This window comes from Ligilactobacillus sp. Marseille-Q7487, assembly GCF_949152225.1.
Lineage (GTDB): Bacteria > Bacillota > Bacilli > Lactobacillales > Lactobacillaceae > Ligilactobacillus.
Map to the genome: position 1 here is coordinate 683,313 of NZ_CASCJC010000001.1, position 20,294 is coordinate 703,606.

Sequence of the window (20,294 nt, forward strand, 5' to 3'; positions counted from 1 at the left end):
CCGATGATGAAATTTTAGTGTAAATCATATATACTTGAAGGTAGAGACTAATTTTTGGAGTGTGGGATAGGTGGCACAGCTTTTTTTCCGTTATGGTGCGATGAATAGTGGTAAGACTATTGAAATTTTAAAGGTTGCTCATAACTACGAAGAACAAGATAAAGACGTTTTGATATTCACGAGCGGTGTAGATAATCGGGCTGGCATAGGATATGTTGCTAGTCGAATTGGAATGAAACGCAAGGCGATTCCTATTTTTGCGCAAACAGATGTATTTTCATGTGTTAAACAAAGCCAAACTAAGGTAGCTTGTGTTTTGATTGACGAGGCGCAATTTTTAAATAAACATCACATTTTACAACTAACCAAGATTGTTGACGAATTAAACATTCCAGTCATGGCATTTGGTTTGAAAAATGATTTTAGAAACGAATTGTTTGAAGGTTCTAAGTATTTGTTGTTGTATGCCGATAAAATTGAAGAAATGAAGACAATTTGTTGGTTTTGTGGTAAAAAAGCAACGATGAATTTACGGCTTCAAGATGGCAAACCAGTATATACAGGTGAACAGGTTCAAATTGGTGGCAATGAGATGTATTTTCCAACTTGCCGTAAGCATTACTTTGCACCAGAGTTATCAGTAAAATCAATTAAAGGAGAAAAAAATGGATAAGTTATTTGATAGACTACAAATGTTAGAAGATCGTTATGAAGAATTAGGAGAACTTTTATCTGATCCTGATGTGATTGCAGATACACAGCGTTTTACCAAGTTATCAAAAGAAATGGCGGATTTACGCGAAACAGTTGAAAGCTATGATCGCTATAAAGAAGTCATTCAGTTAATAAAAGATGATGAAGAAATGCTTGGTGGCGGTTTAGATGATGAAATGACTGAAATGGTTAAAGAAGAATTGGCAGATGCTAAACGTCAAAAAGAAACGCTTGAAGAACAAATCAAGATTTTGTTACTTCCTAAAGACCCTAACGATGATAAAAACATTATCATGGAAATTCGTGGAGCAGCTGGTGGAGATGAAGCGAGCTTGTTTGCCGGTGATTTGTTGACAATGTATACTAAATATGCTGAACGTCAAGGTTGGTCGATTGAAGTGATTGATTCAACATTGACTGAAGTCGGCGGTTTCAAAGAAGTTGCGCTATTGATTAATGGGAATAATGTGTATTCCAAGTTGAAATATGAAAGCGGCGCACACCGTGTACAACGTGTACCAGTGACTGAATCAGCTGGCCGTGTGCATACTTCAACGGCAACTGTGGTGGTCATGCCTGAATCCGAAGATGTTGAAATTGAAATTGATCCAAAAGATGTTCGTGTGGATGTTTACCGTGCTTCTGGGGCTGGTGGACAACATATTAATAAGACATCTTCAGCGGTGCGCATGACGCATTTACCAACCGGGATTGTTGTAGCAATGCAAGATCAACGTTCACAACAACAAAACCGTGAAAAGGCAATGAAAATCTTGAAAGCACGTGTTTATGATTACTATGCAAGTAAAGAACAAGATGCATACGATGAAAATCGTAAATCAGCGGTCGGGACAGGAGATCGTTCAGAACGTATTCGAACATACAACTATCCACAAAACCGTGTGACTGATCATCGAATTGGTTTAACCTTAAATAAATTAGATCGTATCATGAATGGTGAATTAGAAGATGTTGTTGATGCGCTAGTTTTATATGATCAAACAAAAGCATTGGAGAAACTCCAAAATGGCTAACATTACCTTTTTTGAAGCTCAGAAATGGGCTTTTTCTTTTATAAAACAGTTTGATAATAAGCATCAAGCAGATGTAATGTTGTTGCTTCAAGGCCAGATGAATTGGACCAAAGTTCAGCTACTAACCAATTATCAAACGCAAATGACAGTCAAAGATTGGGAGCATTTCAAAAGAAATGTTGAAAAATATTGTCAAGATTGGCCAGTGCAATACTTGTTAGGATATGCAGATTTTTTTGGTTTGCGTTTAAAAGTTACTCAAGCAACTTTGATTCCACGGCCAGAAACCCAAGATTTGGTTGAATGGATTTTAGAAACTGAAGAAGCTAAGCCACAAAAGGTCTTGGATTTAGGTACGGGTAGTGGTGCGATTGGGCTTGCTTTAAAGACACAACGTCCACAATGGCAAATTACTTTGAGTGATTTGATGCCAGAAGCATTAACAATAGCTAAAGAAAATGCACTTACTTTTGGTTTGACATGTCAATATGTTGTCAGTGATGTCTTAGATGCATTTGACAATCAAGCCAAATATGATATTTTGATTTCTAATCCACCATATATTGCAGATGATGAAGTAAAGTATATGGATGCTTCTGTTTTAAAGTATGAGCCACATAGCGCATTATTTGCTAAAAATCAGGGTTTAGCTATTTACCAAAAGATTGCCAAGCAAGCACCAATGCATTTGACAAAACATGGTAGAATTTATTTAGAGATAGGCTTCAAACAAGCACGAGCTGTCAGCGATATTTTTACACGACTATATCCAAAAGCTAAAATTGAAGTTAAACAAGATTTAAGTGGCCACGATCGAATGGTCAAGGTTAGTTTTTAGAAGGGAAAAATAGCGATGTTAATTACAAAGATTTATCAATTAAACGAAATTGCACAGGCTGCAAATGAATTAAGATTGGGTGAATTAATTGCTTTTCCAACCGAAACAGTCTATGGATTAGGCGCGGATGCGACAAATGAAAAAGCAGTAAAGCGTGTCTATCAAGCAAAGGGGCGACCTTCTGATAATCCGTTAATCGTAACTGTGTGTGATCGACAAATGGTGATTGAGTATACAGGTGAACTTTCTAAACAGGCAAGTGCGCTAATGGATGCTTTTTGGCCAGGACCATTGACTTTGATTCTAAAAATAAAGCCAAATGCGTTACCTAGTGTAGTAACTGGCGGGTTAAAGACTGCAGCCTTTAGAATGCCACAAAATCAAGCAACTTTAGAATTGATTAGACAAGCGCAGGTTCCTTTGGTAGGGCCATCAGCTAATTCTTCAGGTAAACCCAGTCCAACAACGGCGCAGCATGTTTTTCATGATTTAGAAGGGAAAATTGCTGGGATTTTGGATGATGGACCAACTCAAGTCGGAGTAGAGTCGACGATTTTAGATTTGAGCACCGAAACACCAACTGTTTTACGTCCAGGTGCGATTAGTCCTAAACAGATTGAAGCAATCTTAAAAACAGAAGTATTATATGATAACCATCAAGTTAAGCAACAAGAAGTACCAAAAGCGCCTGGAATGAAGTATAAGCATTATGCTCCAGATGCTCAGGTAATCATTGTAAATGAAACTTCTTGGCCAGCTGCTTTAGCTTGGGCTAAACAACAAGTTGAAGCTGTTGGAATAATGGCTACAACAGATATTTTAAATGAACTTGAAACTACTAAATTGACTTATTGTCTTGGTGATGATGTTGTTTCGGCTAGTCAGAAACTTTTTGATGGTTTGCGTTATTTTGATGAGCAACCGGCAGTAAAATATATTTTAGTACAAGGATTTGCAGAAGAAGATTTAGGAGCCGCATATATGAACCGCTTAAAAAAGGCGGCAGGTAACACTTTTTTTGATAAATAATAGTTGCTAACGTAAGTGTTTGTAACTTTTTGTTAAATGCCTATCTTACCAAATGAAAACGGTGAGAAAGGTGTTTTTTTATAAACAGTGCGCCTATATTTTTAAACTTGAAAGCTTATATAGTAGTTTAAAGTAAATTTAATATTAGCTTTATTTTATCTTAAAATTATGATTAAAGATTTTAGTAATTTAAATCACAAATTCTAGTTAAATTATTTGTGAAATTTTAAATTTAAGTAGCTGTAATGATTGGCAAAAAATGCTTAATCGTCTAAAATATTAAGAGAACAATTATTATTTTTTTAGGAGGAAATTTGATGGGAAAGTTTGAAGTTTTAGATCATCCATTGATTCAACATAAGATGACAATTATTAGAGACAAAAAGTGTGGTACACGTGAATTTCGACAATGTGTTGATGAAATTGCAGGTTTGATGGCTTATGAAGTTTCGCGTGATATGTCTTTAGAAGAAGTTGAAATTGAAACACCGCTTGTTAAAGGAAAATTTAAGCGCTTAGCAGGTAAAAAAGTGGTTATTGTTCCGATTTTACGTGCGGGGTTAGGTATGGTAGATGGGATGTTAGATATGATTCCAGCAGCTAAGGTAGGACATATTGGAATGTATCGTGATGAAGAAACACTTCAACCCCATGAATATTTTGTAAAGATGCCAGCAGACTTACAAGAACGTGAAATGATCATTGTAGATCCAATGTTAGCAACAGGTGGATCTGCGGTAATGGCTGTTGATGCCTTAAAGAAACGTGGTGCACGAGCAATTAAATTTGTTTGTTTAGTAGCCGCACCAGAAGGCGTAAAAGCTTTGCGTGAAGCTCATCCTGACATTGACATTTATGCAGCAGCTTTAGATGATCATTTGAATGAACATGGATATATCATTCCTGGTTTAGGGGATGCAGGCGATCGCTTATTTGGTACTAAGTAAAAATATGGAAACATATTTTAGAAAGTGTCGCATTTCACGAAGTTAGTATGAAAACGCTGTGAATGTTGTGGTATCAAATAATTATAATAGTGCAAGGTTACACATAATGTTTCTTGTATAGCTAAATTTGTGACAAAATGTGAAAAAAGTAGTAATTTGTGCTTTGTAATTTAGCTAGAATGGTGGTATTATTGCATTTGTATTCAAGGATGGGTGTCTTTGAATCTTTCTATCTTATGGTTCGACCATCTGTTTAACCGTATTGATCACAAGTGAAAAGAGGTGAAACTTGGTGGAGAATACTCAAATTTTTAAGCTTTTTGGTATTCCCTTTAACGTTGGTAACTGTCTTTCGAGTTTGCTTGCGGCGATTATCATTTTTGCACTAGTTTTTTGGCTGTCGCGTGATATTAAACTCAAGCCAACGGGTAAGCAAAATTTACTCGAATGGATGATGGATTTTACTAACGGTATTATCAAGAGCACCATTCCTGATGCAGAAGGAAAGAAATACGGCTTGTTGGCATTTACTTTGTTCTTGTTTGTATTTGTTTCTAACCAAATCGGGCTGATGCTACAGTTCACAATGAACGATATCACTTATGTCAAGAGTCCGACTGCTTCGCCAATGACGACGTTGACGTTGGCTTTCATGGTATTGTTATTAGCACACTTTGCTGGGGTGGCAAAATTTGGTTTTAAAGGCTATGTAAAAAATTCCTACTTTAGCCCAATGCCAGCCTTGTTACCAATCAATATCTTGGAACAATTTACGAATTTCTTGACGTTAGCTTTACGTTTATATGGGAACATTTACTCTGGTGAAGTTTTGCTCACCACGATAGGATCTTTTGCTAAATCAAAGGGTGTTTTAACATTTATCCCTGCGATTCCGCTAGAAATGATCTGGCAGGGTTTCTCCGTATTTATTGGATCAATCCAAGCCTATGTCTTTGTCACATTGACAATGGTATATATTTCTCAAAAGGTCGAAAAAGAATAATCATATAGGATACTAAGGAGGATTTTTATATTATGACTACAGGATTAGCTTTACTCGGTGCAGGGATTGCTGCAGGTTTTGCCGCTATTGGTACAGGTGTAGGTAACGGTTTGGTTATCTCAAAAATGTTGGAATCTATGTCTCGCCAACCAGAATTATCTGGACAATTAAGAACAAACATGTTCATCGGTGTTGGTTTGATCGAAGCTGTGCCTATCATCGCGATCGTTATTTCATTCATGTTATTGGCAAAATAATTTCCTTGATGTACGTAAACGTCAAACATTTAAAGTTATTTGTAGATTAAGGGAGGTGTCAATAGATGAATTCAACATTTTTACTCGGAGCTGCTGAAGGTGTGCAATGGGGTGATTTCTTATTCATCTTAATTTTGTTTGTCATCTTGATGCTTCTAATCAAAAAGTTTGCTTGGGGTCCGGTTTCTGACATGATGGAAAAGCGTGCCAGCAAGATTGCTTCTGATTTAGATTCTGCTGAAGATGCACGCCAAAAGGCTGAAGAGCTCGCACAAAAGCGTGAAGCAGCTCTTAAAGATTCACATGTTGAAGCTTCTAAAATCATTGATCGTGCTAAGAAAAATGGTGAACAGCAAAAAGCAAATATCGTTGATTCTGCTACGCTAGAAGTTAAGACAATGAAAGAAAATGCTAAAAAAGATATTCAACAAGAACGTCAAGAAGCATTAGACAGTGTCAAAAACGATGTGGCTGAATTATCTATTGAAATTGCTTCAAAAATCATTCAAAAAGAATTGAATGCTAACGACCAAAAAGCCTTAGTTGATTCTTACATCGAAGGGTTGGGGAAGCAAAATGGCACTAGATAAAGCAACGATTTCACATCGCTACGGTAAGGCGTTATTTGAACTTGCATTAGAACAAGACAAACGCCAAGAAGTATGTGAAGAACTCAATGAGTTACAAAAAGTTATTCAAGAAGAACCACAATTGGTTCTTTTCATGACAAGCCCACAGATTGGTGGTCAACAAAAGCTTGCCATGTTGAAAACATTACAAGAAGGTGCTAGTCAATTAACGGTTAATTTGTTAGCAATGCTACATGATTATGGCCGAATTGCTAATTTAGCATCTATCATCGATGAATTTAACAGATTAAATGATGAATTTGAAAAGACGGTGCGTGCAACCGTCACAACCGCAGTTGAATTGGATGAAGGACAAAAAGAAAAGCTAGCCGCCGCATTTGCTAATGTTGTTGGTGCTAATAAAGTTGTCATTGATCAAGTCGTTGATGAATCAATCATCGGCGGAGTTATTTTGCAATCACAAAGTAACATCTATGACGGCTCAATCAAATCCAAGCTTGAACGCATCAAGCGTCTGTTATTAAAATGATTTTTAAAGAGGTGAGACTTTTATGAGCATTAAGGCTGAGGAAATCAGTGCTTTGATTAAACAACAATTAGCAAATTACCAAGATGAGCTCACTGTTGATGAAGTCGGAACAGTCACTTATGTCGGTGACGGGATTGCTCGTGCAAACGGACTTGATAATGCCTTATCCGGCGAATTGTTGGAATTTGCAGACGGCACATATGGGATGGCTCAAAACTTAGAGTCAAATGATGTCGGTATCGTTATTTTAGGTGCTTATAAAGGCATTCGTGAAGGCGATACAATTAAGAGAACCGGTCGTATCATGGAAGTTCCTGTTGGGGAAGAATTGATTGGCCGTGTTGTTAATCCATTAGGACAACCAATTGATGGCCTAGGTGATGTTAAAACTACAAAGACCCGTCCAATCGAAAAGAAAGCTCCTGGTGTTATGGAACGTCAATCTGTTAGTGAACCATTACAAACAGGGCTTAAAGCGATCGATGCGTTAGTACCAATCGGTCGTGGTCAACGTGAATTAGTTATCGGGGACCGCAAGACAGGTAAGACATCTGTTGCTATCGATACAATTTTGAACCAACGTGATCAAAACATGATTTGTATCTACGTTGCTATTGGTCAAAAAGAATCAACTGTTAGAACACAAGTTGAAACATTGCGCAAGTATGGTGCGATGGATTATACAATCGTTGTGTCTGCTGGTCCTTCTTCACCAGCTCCATTACTTTGGTTAGCTCCATATGCAGGGGCTGCAATGGGTGAAGAATTCATGTACAACGGCAAACATGTTTTGATTGTATATGATGATTTGTCAAAACAAGCTGATGCTTATCGTGAACTTTCCCTTATCTTACGTCGGCCACCTGGTCGTGAAGCTTATCCAGGGGATGTTTTCTACTTGCATTCTCGCTTGTTGGAACGTGCTGCTAAGTTAAGCGATGAATTAGGTGGCGGTTCAATGACTGCTTTGCCATTCATTGAAACTAAAGCAGGGGATGTTTCTGCTTATATCCCAACCAACGTTATTTCAATCACTGATGGCCAAATCTTCTTAGATAGTGATAACTTCTATTCTGGTGTTCGTCCTGCTATTGATGCTGGTACTTCCGTTTCACGTGTTGGAGGTTCTGCACAAATTAAGGCGATGAAGAAGGTTGCTGGGACATTACGTTTGGATTTAGCCTCTTATCATGAATTAGAATCATTTGCACAATTTGGTTCTGATTTAGATGAAGCAACACAAGCTAAATTGAATCGTGGTCGTCGTACAGTGGAAGTTTTGAAACAACCATTGCATAAACCACTTCCAGTTGAACGTCAAGTTGTCATCTTATATGCTTTGACCCATGGTTACTTGGATGGTGTCTTAGTTGATGATATTTTGAATTTCCAAGATCAATTATTTGAATTTATTGAAAGTAATCACAATGAAATCTTTGCTGATATTGCTAGCTCCGGTCAACTTCCAGAAGGTAGCAAGTTAGATGATGTCATCAAAGAATTTGCTGAAACATTTCAATCAAGTGTGAGATAAGAAAGGGTGGTGAGAACTGATGCCAGCTTCTTTACAAGAAGTTAAACGTCGAATTGCATCGACTAAAAAGACCGGTCAAATTACTAGTGCTATGCAAATGGTTTCGACCGCTAAACTTAGTCAGATTCAACGACATACAGCTAACTACCAAGTTTATGCCACCAAGATTCGCAGTGTCATTACCCATTTGGCAAAATCTCACCTTTTAGATTCTGCCGCTGCTGGCGGAGGTAGTAATAAAGAAGGTCAAGTAAATAACTTGGCTTTATTAAAGCAAAGACCGGTCAAAAAAACTGGGATTGTGGTTATTACCTCAGACCGCGGGCTTGTGGGCAGCTACAACAGTAACGTTATCAAACAAACGATGGAATTAATCAATGATAATGGTCGTAGTCAAGATGATATAGTTATCGTTGCGATCGGTGGAACTGGCGCTGATTTCTTTAAAAAGCGTGGGTTTAATATTGGTTATGAATATCGTGGAGTTAACGATATTCCAACGTTTAGAGAAGTGCGTCGAATTGTTGAAGCAATCGTAACGATGTATGACAGTGAAATTTATGATGAGTTATATGTATGTTATAACCATTTCGTTAATACATTGACTTCTGTATTCCGTGCAGAAAAGATGTTGCCAATTTCAGCTGAAAATATGGGTAACGATGATTTTATCGAAGAAACCAAGGAAGGTTATAATATTTCTTATGAAACGGAACCTTCACAAGATGCAATTTTGGAGGTCATTTTGCCACAATATGCTTCTAGTTTGGTTTATGGAGCAATTTTAGATGCTAAAACTTCAGAACATGCTTCTAGCTCGACTGCGATGAAATCTGCTTCTGATAACGCTAAGGATTTAATTTCTTCGTTGCAGTTGCAATATAACCGTGCACGTCAAAGTGCAATTACTACAGAAATTACTGAAATCACAGGTGCTCAAGCAGCCTTAGATTAGTATAACAGGAGGAATTAACAAATGAGTTCTGGTAAAGTAGTTCAAGTTATCGGACCTGTTGTTGATGTGCAATTCCCTCTTAATGAAACATTACCTGATATTAACAATGCGCTTTATGTTGAACGCGAAGACGGTACAAAATTAGTTATCGAAGTTGCGCTTGAATTAGGCGATGGCGTAATGCGTACAATTGCCATGGATTCTACCGATGGTTTGAAGCGTGGTGCCGATGTTACGGATACTGGTCATTCAATCAGTGTTCCAGTTGGGGAAGATACACTTGGTCGTGTGTTTAATGTTTTAGGGGATACCATTGATAATGGACCTGAATTTGCAGCAGATCATCGTCGTGATCCAATCCACCGCGATGCACCTGCTTACGATCAATTAAGTACAAGTACAGAAATTCTTGAAACAGGGATTAAGGTTATCGACCTTTTGGCTCCTTATATCAAGGGTGGTAAGATTGGGTTATTCGGTGGTGCCGGTGTTGGTAAGACCGTTTTAATTCAAGAATTAATTCATAATATTGCTCAAGAACATAACGGTATTTCTGTGTTTACCGGTGTTGGTGAACGTACTCGTGAAGGTAATGACCTTTATTATGAAATGAAAGAATCCGGCGTTTTAGCTAAAACAGCTATGGTGTTTGGACAAATGAATGAGCCACCTGGAGCTCGTATGCGTGTGGCATTGACTGGTTTGACAATTGCGGAATACTTCCGTGATGTTGAAGGACAAGATGTGTTATTGTTCATCGATAACATTTTCCGTTTCACACAAGCTGGTTCAGAAGTTTCTGCTTTGCTTGGTCGCATTCCTTCTGCCGTAGGTTACCAACCTACACTTGCTACTGAAATGGGGCAATTACAAGAACGAATCACTTCGACCAAAAAAGGTTCGGTTACTTCGATTCAAGCTGTTTATGTGCCAGCCGATGACTATACCGATCCTGCGCCAGCAACAACTTTTGCTCACTTGGATGCCACAACTAACTTGGAACGTGCTTTGACACAACAAGGTATTTATCCAGCTGTGGATCCATTGGCTTCAACTTCAAGTGCTTTGTCACCAGAAGTTGTTGGCGAAGAACATTATGCAGTTGCAACTGAAGTTCAACATGTTTTGCAACGTTACCGTGAATTACAAGATATCATCTCTATTTTAGGTATGGATGAATTGTCTGATGAAGAAAAAGTTGTCGTAGCACGTGCACGTCGTATCCAATTCTTCTTATCACAAAATTTCCACGTTGCTGAAAACTTTACAGGTGTACCTGGCTCTTATGTTCCGGTTGCTGAAACTGTTAAAGGATTTAAGGAAATTTTGGAAGGTAAATATGATGATTTACCAGAAGATGCTTTCCGTTCAGTAGGTCGTATCGAAGAAGTTGTTGAAAAAGCTAAGCAAATGACAAACAATTAAGGAGGTATGTCGCATGGATGACAAACCCGTTTTAACTGTTAATGTCGTTACGCCAGACGGCAGTGTTTATGAAAATACAACAACTTTGGCGATTTGCAAGACAACTGTTGGGGAAGTTGGGATTATGCCCAACCATATTCCAATGTTGGCTTCGCTTGCCATCGATGAAGTCCGGGTTAAGGTTGCAGAAGATCAATTTGATGAAATTGCAATCAGTGGCGGATTTTTAGAATTTTCGGATAACGTTTTATCGATTGTTGCATCTGCAGCAGAACGCAAAGAAGATATCGATACTATTCGAGCAAAGCGTGCAAAAGAACGTGCTGAAAAGCGGATTGCACAAGCTAAGCAAACACAAGATATCGATGAATTGAAACGTGCTGAAGTTTCCTTACGGCGAGCAATGAACCGTTTGAATATTTCTAGTCATAAATAAGCAAGAACCTCTTTAAATTTTTAGATTTAAAGAGGTTTTTGTTTGAGTTAAATCAAAGCAAAAAATTGGTGGAATTTAGCCAAGGCGGCATTTTTCATGCTAGGTTAACAATGAAAATTTGACTCAAATTAAACAAAGCAATTAATATTTAAAAATACTTTGAAAAAAAGATAAATATTTCTTGAAGTGGTATAGTTATGGCTTGCTAGCCAATAACCAGTTATGCTATGATTATTTCGAGTTGATATGTGAGGGATGTATCATGAAATTTTATGGATTTATGGCAATTTTAACAATGATTAGTCATTTAGCTTTTATTACAATTGCATTTAATGGATTACAGGCATTACGATTAGATCATTATATTGCTCGTGAAAAACAAGCTAAGTTTAAAATTGTCTTAGTGATGTTATCAGTAGCAATCGGTTATGGTTGTAGCCAATTTTTCTTGAGTTTTATCGATAACATTCGTAATTTAGCTTATCTTTTATAATGGCTTGTGAAAGTAGACGTGGAGGAAGTTAGTCGTGGAAAAAATAATTGTACGTGGCGGTAGGCGTTTGGAAGGTACTGTAGAAATAGAAGGTGCCAAAAATGCAGTTTTGCCGATTTTAGCTGCGAGCATTTTACCTAAAAAAGGGCGAACAGTGTTAACTAATGTTCCGATTTTGTCGGATGTTTATACGATGAATAATGTCATTCGTTTCTTGAATGTTAAAGTTGGTATGGACGAAGTTGAAAAAAAGATTGTTTTAGATGCAACGGGAACTTTATCATACGAGGCACCATTTAAATATGTTTCTAAAATGCGTGCTTCAATCGTTGTTTTAGGCCCACTTTTAGCGCGTTTGAAGCATGCTAAAGTGGCTATGCCAGGTGGATGTGCGATTGGTTCACGTCCTATTGACTTGCATTTAAAAGGCTTAGAAGCAATGGGCGCTAAGATTACGCGACATGATGGTTATATCGAAGCAACAACGGATGGCTTAGTAGGAGCTAATATTTATCTTGATTTTCCAAGTGTTGGAGCTACACAAAATATTATGATGGCTGCTACCTTAGCAAAAGGGACGACTGTGATTGATAACGTGGCACGCGAGCCAGAAATTGTTGATCTTGCCAATGTTTTAAACAAAATGGGTGCTCGTGTGATGGGAGCTGGAACAGAAACCATCAAAATTATTGGTGTAGATGAGTTACATGGAACCGAACATTCGATTATTCAAGATCGTATTGAAGCGGGAACATTTATGGTTGCAGCAGCTCTGACCAAAGGCAATGTGTTAATCAAAAATGGAATTGTTGAACATAATAAGCCGTTGATTTCAAAATTAGAAGAAATGGGTGTTATTGTCCAAGATGAGCCTGAAGGTGTACGAATTATTGGACCTGAAACACTAAAACCAGTTGCTGTCAAAACTTTACCACATCCAGGTTTTCCAACTGATATGCAACCACAAGTAACGGTGTTACAATTGATGGCAAATGGAACGAGTATTTTGACTGAAACGGTTTTTGAAAATCGCTTTATGCATATGGAAGAATTACGGCGAATGAATGCTGATTTTAAAATCGAGGGTAATTCAGTAATCATGTATGGTCCAACTAAGTTTAGTGGAGCAGAAGTGGCGGCTACTGATTTGCGCGCAGCAGCAGCGTTGGTTTTAGCAGGTTTAGTGGCTGAGAGTGTAACGCAGGTAACGCAATTGCAATATTTGGATCGTGGATATTATCATTTTCATCAAAAATTAGCTGCGTTAGGTGCTCAAATCAAACGAATCAACGATGTGACTGAAGAAACCACGTATTCTATCCCTGTAAAAGGTTAATAAAGTTAAGTAGTGCTACGTCTTTGATGTGGCACTATTTTTTACTTAAAGATTTAGTTAATCCTTATTTTTGATTGTTACTAGTTATGGTATAATTAACTGGATACGAAAAATTTCGTCTACTAAATATAATTAACTATGAGGATTTAAAGAGGAGAAATTAGTATGGCTAAGGATATCGGTATCGATCTTGGAACTGCTAATGTTTTGATCAACATTCAAGGCAGTGGCATCGTTTTAAATGAGCCTTCAGTAGTTGCAATTGACACTCAAACCGGTCGCATTTTAGCGGTAGGATCAGAAGCTTATAAAATGGTGGGACGTACACCTAATAATATTCGAGCAGTTAGACCATTAAAAGACGGTGTAATTGCTGATTTTGATATGACAGAACAAATGTTGTCATATTTCATAAAGAAATTAAATGTAAAAGGTTTAATGTCTAAACCTAATATTTTGATTTGTTGCCCAACAAATACGACAGATATTGAACGAAAAGCAATCCGGCAAGCAGCTGAGAAATCTGGCGGTAGTAAGGTTTATCTAGAAAGTGAACCTAAAGTAGCGGCAGTGGGAGCTGGTTTGGATATCTTCCAACCATTTGGTAGCATGATTATTGATATTGGTGGTGGAACCAGTGATATTGCAGTCTTGTCATTAGGTGATATTGTTGAAAGTAGTTCATTGCGGGTAGCAGGTGATCGCTTAAACGTTGATATCGCAAATTATGTTAGAAAGAAACATAGTTTACAAATCGGTGAACATACAGCCGAAAAGATTAAGATTGAAATTGGGACTGTTGTTAAAGGCCACAGACAAGAAGCGATGAATGTTCGTGGCCGCGATGTTGTAACTGGTTTACCAAAAACAATCACGTTAACTTCAGATGAAGTACAAGAAGCAATTAAAGATACTTTAGATGCGATTGTAATTGCATGTAAGGATGTTTTAAGCAAGACCCCACCAGAACTTGCTTCCGATATTATTGATCGCGGAGTTGTTGTCACCGGTGGTGGTGCATTACTTGATGGAATTGATATTATGTTATCTGAGGAATTACAAGTTCCAGTGGTTGTTGCAGAAACGCCACTTGATGATGTTGCTGTTGGAACAGGAATTTTGTTAGATAATATCGATAAATTAACCGATAACTAACGGGTTTAAAAACTTGAAAAAACTATTAATTTTCTTGATACGTGGTTATCAAAAATTTATTTCTCCACTTTTGGGACCAAATTGTCGTTATCAGCCAACTTGTTCTGCTTATATGATTCAAGCACTAGAAAAGCATGGACTTTTATTAGGCTTTTTATTGGGAATCAGCCGGATTTTACGGTGCCATCCATTTGCCAAAGGAGGCTTTGATCCGGTGCCAGATAAGTTTAGTTTACGACGAAATTTACAAGACACGCATGAGAAGACAAAACATAAGTAGGAGGGACTTTTGTGTCTAAGAGAGAAAAAAATATTCAAATTATCGAAAATGAAAAAATGGTTAATGGGCAACTAGTGACCGAACTAACTATTAAAGACGAATCTTTAGGAACCATCAGCCAAGATGGCAAGCGTTTTGTTGCAAAATTACCAAGTGGTGAAGAGTTTCGAGTAGCAACACAAAACGAAGGAATAGACGTATTGATTCGAGACTATCACTTACATCGTGGCTAATAAAGCCGCATAAAGGAGCGAAAGCAGCATGAAAAATGACGGTCTTAAGCGATCTGGTAATGAAGATGCCAGAATCGATTGGGGGATTATTCTCTCTGTGATGTTACTTGCAGTTATTGGAATGTTGGCTTTATATGTTGCCATTAGTCATGACAATGGTAGTGTAGGTAAGGCTATGTTTACCCAAGCTATTTTTTATGGAATCGGTACGGCCTTAGTGGTTTTCATCATGCAATTTGATGCTGAACAACTTTGGAAAGTGGCGCCAATTGCTTATGGCTTAGGAATCACGCTTTTGATTTTAGTTTTGTTTTTTTACAGTCGTTCCTATGCAGCTAATACTGGGGCTAAGAGTTGGTTTGCTTTGGGGCCATTGACGTTTCAGCCATCTGAAGTAATGAAGCCTGCTTATATTTTGATGTTAGGTCGTGTCGTGACTCAACATAATAGCGAGTATTATACACACACTATTCGAACAGATTGGCAGTTATTAGGCAAGATGTTTGCTTGGACGTTACCGGTAGCAGTACTTTTGAAATTACAAAACGATTTTGGGACGATGTTAGTCTTTTTTGCCATTTTAGGTGGTGTTATTCTGGTATCCGGGATATCGTGGCGTATTATTGTGCCGGTGGTTTTAACCGTGACGATTTTAGGTGCATTGTTGATTTTCTTAGTGGTCTATAGTCGTGACATTTTATTGGCGATTGGATTTCACCAATATCAGTTTAGCCGTATTGATTCATGGCTTAATCCTTCAGCAAATACTTCCTCGAGTGCTTATCAATTATGGCGAAGCATGAAAGCTATTGGTTCAGGATTATTATTAGGTAAAGGATTTAATGTATCAAATGTTTATGTGCCCGTGCGTGAGTCAGATATGATTTTTTCTGTTATCGGTGAAAACTTCGGCTTTGTGGGTGGTTGCGTGTTGATTTTCATTTATCTTTTATTGATTTTCCAAATGATCCAAGTAACTTTTGAAACCAAAAACGAATTTTATGCTTATATTTCAACAGGCGTAATTATGATGATTTTATTTCATGTATTTGAAAATATTGGAATGAGTATTGGTTTGTTACCATTAACAGGGATTCCGTTGCCATTTATCAGTCAGGGTGGTTCTGCTTTAATTGGGAATATGATTGGAATTGGCTTGATTATGTCGATGAGATATCATTATAAGAGTTACATGTTTAGTAATGAGGAAACATTTAAATAGTTTAGGATTTTTCTAAAAAAGCTTATTTCTTTTAATAGAAATAGGCTTTTTGTTGTTTTTGAAATCAATTTGAGGCATAATAGATAGTGTAAAATATATTCTTTTAAAGAGGACTTGATTATGAAAAAATTTTATTGTTATTCACGTTGCAGTACTTGTAGAAAAGCACAAAAATGGTTGGAAGAACATCAAGTAGAGTTTGAAAGCCAAGATATTGTCAAAAATCCGCCTAGTCAAGAAGAGTTGTTAGCCTGGTTGACCGCTAGTGACAAACCATTACGTTATTTTTTTAATACAAGCGGACAACGATATCGTGAATTAGGCTTAAAAGATAAATTAGCAGATATGACATTACAAGAAGCTAGTGCATTATTGGCGAGTGATGGTAAGTTGATTAAACGACCATTGATGGTTGAAGATAAACAAGTAACTTGTGGTTTTAAAGAAGATGTTTATCAAGAATTATGGCTTGATTAGGAATAAAGGGTAATTGAAAATAGTTCTCAACTAGTCTACAATAAAGGAAATTACTCATAATTTTAGTGGAGGGACGAAAGAAAATGGCAACATTAGAAATTAAAGATCTTCATGTTGAAGTCGAAGGTAAAGAAATCTTAAAAGGGGTTAACTTAACACTTAAAACAGGTGAGATTCATGCAATCATGGGACCAAACGGAACCGGAAAATCTACACTTTCAGAATCAATCATGGGTAATCCTGCTTATAAAGTAACTCAAGGTGAAATTTTATTAGATGGTGAAAACATTTTGGAATGGGAAGTAGATGAACGTGCTAGAGCAGGCTTATTTTTAGCGATGCAATATCCATCTGAAATCCCAGGAATTACTAACGCTGAATTTATGCGCGCTGCTATTAATGCGCGTCGATCTGAAGATGATGCAATGTCTATTCGTGCATTCTTGAAAAAATTAGATGAAAAAATGGCCTTTTTAGATATGAAAGAAGAAATGGCCGATCGCTACTTGAACGAAGGCTTTTCTGGTGGTGAAAAGAAACGCAATGAAATTTTGCAAATGATGATGATTGAACCTAAGTTTGCCATTTTAGATGAAATTGATTCTGGGTTAGATATCGATGCGTTAAAAGTTGTATCTAAAGGTGTCAATGAAATGCGTGGAGCAGAGTTTGGGTCATTGATCATTACTCATTATCAACGTTTGCTAAATTATATCGTTCCAGATGTTGTGCATATTATGATGGGTGGTAAAGTTGTTAAAACTGGTGGTCCAGAGTTAGCTAAGCGTCTAGAAGAAGAAGGATATGCAACTTTACGCGACGAATTAGGTCTAGACATCAAATTAGTAGATGAACAGGCTTAAGGAGGATGGTTAGATGACAATGATTGAAGCAAATTCTGCAGATATTTTAGCTTATTGCAAAGCAAATAATGAGCCTGCTTGGTTTAAGGATCAACGCTTACAAGCTAAAGAGCTCGCACCAACCTTACCATTACCTAATTTTGAAAAGATTCGTTATCAAAGATGGCCAATTCATTTGACAAAAGATTTGGTTAATCCGCAAGTTACTCCAAATGAGACTTTAAATAATTTAAAGACTAAAAACTGTGTGGTTCAACAAGCTGACCGTATTATTTGGCAAGATGTAACTGAACTGACACAACAAGGTGTTGTGATTTGTGATTGGCAAACAGCATTAGCTAAACATCCTCAATTAATCGAGGAATATTTTATGACTAAGGCGACAAAGTTAGCTGAAAACCAATTAAACGCTGAACATGTGGCGCAATTAACCAGTGGGTTGTTGATTTATGTTCCTAAAAATGTAATATTAACAAAACCGCTAACAACTTATTTTGTGCAAGATGCGCAGGTACAACAAGATTATGTGCATCATGTTTTAATCATTGCAGATGACAATAGCGAATTTTCATATTTAGAAAATCTGTTAACTGTAGGTCAAGAACAAGCAACGGCTAACATTATTGTCGAAGTAATTGCTAAGCCAAATAGCCATATTAAGTTTGCTAGTGTCGATCGTTTGGGTAAAAATACGACGACATATCTTAATCGCCGAGGCTATTTGCAACAAGATGCTAAAATCGACTGGTCATTAGGGATGATGAACGATGGTAATATCGTTGGCGATTTTGATTCTGAATTGGTCGGAGATGGTTCACATGCGGAGGTAAAAGTGATTGCGATTTCGACTGGTAAACAATTTCAAGGAATCGATACACGTGTGACTAACTATGGGCGCCACTCGATTGGTAATATCTTGCAACATGGGGTAATCCTTGAAAAATCAAGTTTGGTCTTTAACGGTATCGGTCATATTATCAAAGGAGCTAAAAGAGCAAATGCCCAACAAGAAAGTCGCGTGTTGATGTTGTCTAAGCGTGGACGTGGTGATGCTAATCCGATCTTATTGATTGATGATAACGATGTTGTTGCAGGACATGCTGCTAGTGTAGGCCGAATTGATGAAGAAAAAATGTATTATTTGATGAGTCGAGGCTTACCAGAAAAATTAGCCCAAAGACTCGTGATTCGTGGTTTCTTAGGTTCGGTATTAAAAGAAATACCAAGTCGAGATGTGCAAGTTTACCTTGAACAGATGATTGAAAGGAAGTTAATCGATGGGCAAAAAGATTTCTGATGCACGCGCAGACTTTTTGATTTTAGACCAAATTGTCAACGATGAGCCGTTGGTTTATTTGGATAGTGCGGCAACAAGTCAAAAGCCTAAACAAGTGTTAACAGCACTGCAAAACTATTATGAAACGACTAATGCAAATGTGCATCGGGGCGTGTATCTTTTAGCGCAACAAGCAACCCAAGCTTACGAAGATATCAGACAAAAAGTTGCAACTTTTATCAATGCCAATAGTAGCCAAGAAATTGTTTATACTAAAGGAACGACAGAAGCACTTAATTGGATTGCGCAAGGCTATTTTCGCCAGTTTTTACAACCAGGTGATGAGATTGTTTTGAGTTATCTAGAACATCATAGTAATTTGGTGCCCTGGCAGATCGTAGCTAAGCAAACGGGTGCTAAACTTAAGTATATTAAGCTAACAGATGAAGGTTTTTTAGATCTTAATGATGCTACTAAGCAAATTACGCCTAAGACTAAAGTTGTGGCATTAGCTCATGTTTCAAATGTCTTAGGAGTATGTAATCCGTTAAAACAATTAGCGCAGTTAGCTCATGAAAATGGTGCATTATTAGTAGCTGATGGAGCTCAAGCAGTTGGGCATCAAAGTGTGGATGTCCAAGATTTAGATGTTGATTTTTATGCTTTTTCAGGTCATAAAATGCTAGCTCCAACTGGAATCGGGGTATTATGGGCCAAAGCAGAATTGCTAGATAAGATGAGTCCACTTGAATTTGGAGGCGAGATGATTGAAACTGTTGAATTATATGAAACAACTTTCAAGCAAGCGCCGTATAAATTTGAAGCAGGAACGCAAAATATCGCTGCAGTAGTTGGTTTGGGAGCAGCAATTGATTATTTGAATCAATATGGTGTAAAACAAATTGCTCAACATGAAAAAGAATTAATGCAGCAAGCTTTACCAGCACTACAAGCAATTCCTGGGATTACCATTTATGGTCCACTAGATCCGGCTAAACGCCATGGAATTATTTCGTTTAACTTGAATGATTTGCATCCACACGATACTGCAACAGCGCTAGATATGGAAGGCATCGCTGTGCGCGCCGGACACCATTGTGCGCAACCGCTGATGCGTTATTTGAATACGCCAGCAACAGTACGTGCTAGTTTTCATTTATATAATACACCACAAGACGTCAGCCGCTTGATTGACGCCATTTGGGCGACAAAGGAGTTTTTTGAAAATGGGTCTTTCTAAATTAGATAATTTATATCGGCAGATGATTTTAGATCATGCGACACATCCGCATCATCATGGACAATTGGCGCAGCCTGATCATCAATTAGAGCTGGCTAATCCAACGTGTGGTGACGTTTTGACTGTACAATTAGAATTAAAAGATGGCAAAGTTAGTGATGTAGCCTTTTTTGGAACGGGTTGTACGATTTCTCAAGCCTCTGCTTCAATGATGACCGATGAGATTATCGGTAAAACACCAGCTGAAATTGAAAAGATGGTATTAACCTTTTCGGAGATGGTGACTGGTAAAGAAGTGGATGATGAGATTTTAGGGGATGCTGCGATTTTAGAAGGTGTAGCACAATTTCCAGCGCGTATCAAATGTGCAACGCTTGCCTGGAAAGCAGTTTACCAAGCATTAAAGCAGCAAGGAAAGGAAGAGTGAG

General features: G+C 37.6%; 24 protein-coding genes. All 24 read left to right on the top strand.

Features of this window, described 5'->3' with window-relative positions; translation table 11 throughout:
- The first annotated feature begins 70 nt into the window (after window positions 1–70).
- The 24 genes from QM017_RS03415 (at window position 71) to sufU (ending at window position 20,293) form a co-directional block, all read left to right on the top strand.
- Complete coding sequence (locus tag QM017_RS03415) at window positions 71–673, top strand: thymidine kinase (RefSeq protein ID WP_282708857.1); 603 nt, start codon at window positions 71–73, stop codon at window positions 671–673.
- Window positions 666–1,748, top strand: coding sequence for a peptide chain release factor 1 (gene prfA, locus QM017_RS03420; protein WP_282708858.1), 1,083 nt, complete (start codon window positions 666–668; stop codon window positions 1,746–1,748). The genes QM017_RS03415 and prfA overlap by 8 nt, the downstream gene beginning before the upstream one ends.
- Complete coding sequence (gene prmC, locus QM017_RS03425) at window positions 1,741–2,586, top strand: peptide chain release factor N(5)-glutamine methyltransferase (protein WP_282708859.1); 846 nt, start codon at window positions 1,741–1,743, stop codon at window positions 2,584–2,586. The genes prfA and prmC overlap by 8 nt, the downstream gene beginning before the upstream one ends.
- A gap of 15 nt (window positions 2,587–2,601) precedes the next feature.
- Window positions 2,602–3,615, top strand: a complete 1,014-nt coding sequence (locus QM017_RS03430; protein ID WP_282708860.1) for an L-threonylcarbamoyladenylate synthase — start codon at window positions 2,602–2,604, stop codon at window positions 3,613–3,615.
- A 317-nt stretch (window positions 3,616–3,932) separates the two neighbouring features.
- Window positions 3,933–4,562, top strand: a complete 630-nt coding sequence (gene upp / locus QM017_RS03435) for a uracil phosphoribosyltransferase (protein WP_178198221.1) — start codon at window positions 3,933–3,935, stop codon at window positions 4,560–4,562.
- A 289-nt stretch (window positions 4,563–4,851) separates the two neighbouring features.
- On the top strand, window positions 4,852–5,565 hold the full coding sequence (atpB, locus tag QM017_RS03440; RefSeq protein WP_178198220.1) for a F0F1 ATP synthase subunit A: 714 nt from the start codon (window positions 4,852–4,854) through the stop codon (window positions 5,563–5,565).
- Between the two features lie 32 nt (window positions 5,566–5,597).
- Window positions 5,598–5,822, top strand: a complete 225-nt coding sequence (gene atpE, locus QM017_RS03445) for a F0F1 ATP synthase subunit C (RefSeq protein WP_178198219.1) — start codon at window positions 5,598–5,600, stop codon at window positions 5,820–5,822.
- A 65-nt stretch (window positions 5,823–5,887) separates the two neighbouring features.
- Window positions 5,888–6,412 (top strand): F0F1 ATP synthase subunit B, encoded by a 525-nt coding sequence (gene atpF / locus QM017_RS03450; protein WP_178198218.1) that lies wholly within the window; start codon window positions 5,888–5,890, stop codon window positions 6,410–6,412.
- Window positions 6,399–6,941, top strand: a complete 543-nt coding sequence (gene atpH / locus QM017_RS03455) for an ATP synthase F1 subunit delta (protein ID WP_178198217.1) — start codon at window positions 6,399–6,401, stop codon at window positions 6,939–6,941. The genes atpF and atpH overlap by 14 nt, the downstream gene beginning before the upstream one ends.
- Before the next feature lie 22 nt (window positions 6,942–6,963).
- Window positions 6,964–8,475, top strand: a complete 1,512-nt coding sequence (gene atpA, locus QM017_RS03460; RefSeq protein WP_282708862.1) for a F0F1 ATP synthase subunit alpha — start codon at window positions 6,964–6,966, stop codon at window positions 8,473–8,475.
- 19 nt (window positions 8,476–8,494) lie between these two features.
- Window positions 8,495–9,430: a F0F1 ATP synthase subunit gamma gene (locus tag QM017_RS03465; RefSeq protein WP_282708863.1), complete on the top strand. Its 936-nt coding sequence runs from the start codon at window positions 8,495–8,497 to the stop codon at window positions 9,428–9,430.
- Window positions 9,431–9,451: 21 nt separating this feature from the next.
- On the top strand, window positions 9,452–10,855 hold the full coding sequence (gene atpD / locus QM017_RS03470; protein WP_178198214.1) for a F0F1 ATP synthase subunit beta: 1,404 nt from the start codon (window positions 9,452–9,454) through the stop codon (window positions 10,853–10,855).
- A 13-nt stretch (window positions 10,856–10,868) separates the two neighbouring features.
- Window positions 10,869–11,291, top strand: a complete 423-nt coding sequence (locus QM017_RS03475) for a F0F1 ATP synthase subunit epsilon (RefSeq protein WP_178198213.1) — start codon at window positions 10,869–10,871, stop codon at window positions 11,289–11,291.
- Between the two features lie 262 nt (window positions 11,292–11,553).
- A complete protein-coding gene (locus QM017_RS03480) occupies window positions 11,554–11,784 on the top strand; it encodes a DUF1146 family protein (protein WP_178198212.1) in 231 nt (76 codons plus the stop codon).
- 34 nt (window positions 11,785–11,818) lie between these two features.
- On the top strand, window positions 11,819–13,120 hold the full coding sequence (gene murA / locus QM017_RS03485; RefSeq protein WP_282708864.1) for a UDP-N-acetylglucosamine 1-carboxyvinyltransferase: 1,302 nt from the start codon (window positions 11,819–11,821) through the stop codon (window positions 13,118–13,120).
- Window positions 13,121–13,285: 165 nt separating this feature from the next.
- Window positions 13,286–14,275 (top strand): rod shape-determining protein, encoded by a 990-nt coding sequence (locus QM017_RS03490; protein ID WP_282708865.1) that lies wholly within the window; start codon window positions 13,286–13,288, stop codon window positions 14,273–14,275.
- Window positions 14,276–14,288: 13 nt separating this feature from the next.
- On the top strand, window positions 14,289–14,555 hold the full coding sequence (gene yidD / locus QM017_RS03495) for a membrane protein insertion efficiency factor YidD (RefSeq protein WP_178198209.1): 267 nt from the start codon (window positions 14,289–14,291) through the stop codon (window positions 14,553–14,555).
- 11 nt (window positions 14,556–14,566) lie between these two features.
- A complete protein-coding gene (locus tag QM017_RS03500) occupies window positions 14,567–14,788 on the top strand; it encodes a DUF2969 domain-containing protein (RefSeq protein ID WP_282708866.1) in 222 nt (73 codons plus the stop codon).
- 28 nt (window positions 14,789–14,816) lie between these two features.
- Window positions 14,817–16,010, top strand: coding sequence for an FtsW/RodA/SpoVE family cell cycle protein (locus QM017_RS03505; protein WP_178198207.1), 1,194 nt, complete (start codon window positions 14,817–14,819; stop codon window positions 16,008–16,010).
- A 120-nt stretch (window positions 16,011–16,130) separates the two neighbouring features.
- Window positions 16,131–16,487, top strand: coding sequence for an arsenate reductase family protein (locus tag QM017_RS03510; RefSeq protein WP_178198206.1), 357 nt, complete (start codon window positions 16,131–16,133; stop codon window positions 16,485–16,487).
- Between the two features lie 83 nt (window positions 16,488–16,570).
- The gene (gene sufC / locus QM017_RS03515; protein ID WP_178198205.1) at window positions 16,571–17,350 is read left to right on the top strand and encodes a Fe-S cluster assembly ATPase SufC; all 780 of its coding nucleotides are present in this window, start codon (window positions 16,571–16,573) and stop codon (window positions 17,348–17,350) included.
- Window positions 17,351–17,363: 13 nt separating this feature from the next.
- Window positions 17,364–18,647 carry a Fe-S cluster assembly protein SufD gene (sufD, locus tag QM017_RS03520; RefSeq protein WP_282708867.1) on the top strand — a complete coding sequence of 428 codons (1,284 nt, stop codon included), beginning with the start codon at window positions 17,364–17,366 and terminating at the stop codon, window positions 18,645–18,647.
- Window positions 18,628–19,866 carry a cysteine desulfurase gene (locus QM017_RS03525; protein ID WP_282708868.1) on the top strand — a complete coding sequence of 413 codons (1,239 nt, stop codon included), beginning with the start codon at window positions 18,628–18,630 and terminating at the stop codon, window positions 19,864–19,866. Before sufD ends, QM017_RS03525 begins: the two co-directional genes overlap by 20 nt.
- On the top strand, window positions 19,853–20,293 hold the full coding sequence (sufU, locus tag QM017_RS03530; protein ID WP_178198202.1) for a Fe-S cluster assembly sulfur transfer protein SufU: 441 nt from the start codon (window positions 19,853–19,855) through the stop codon (window positions 20,291–20,293). Before QM017_RS03525 ends, sufU begins: the two co-directional genes overlap by 14 nt.
- The last annotated feature ends 1 nt before the right edge of the window (window position 20,294 follow it).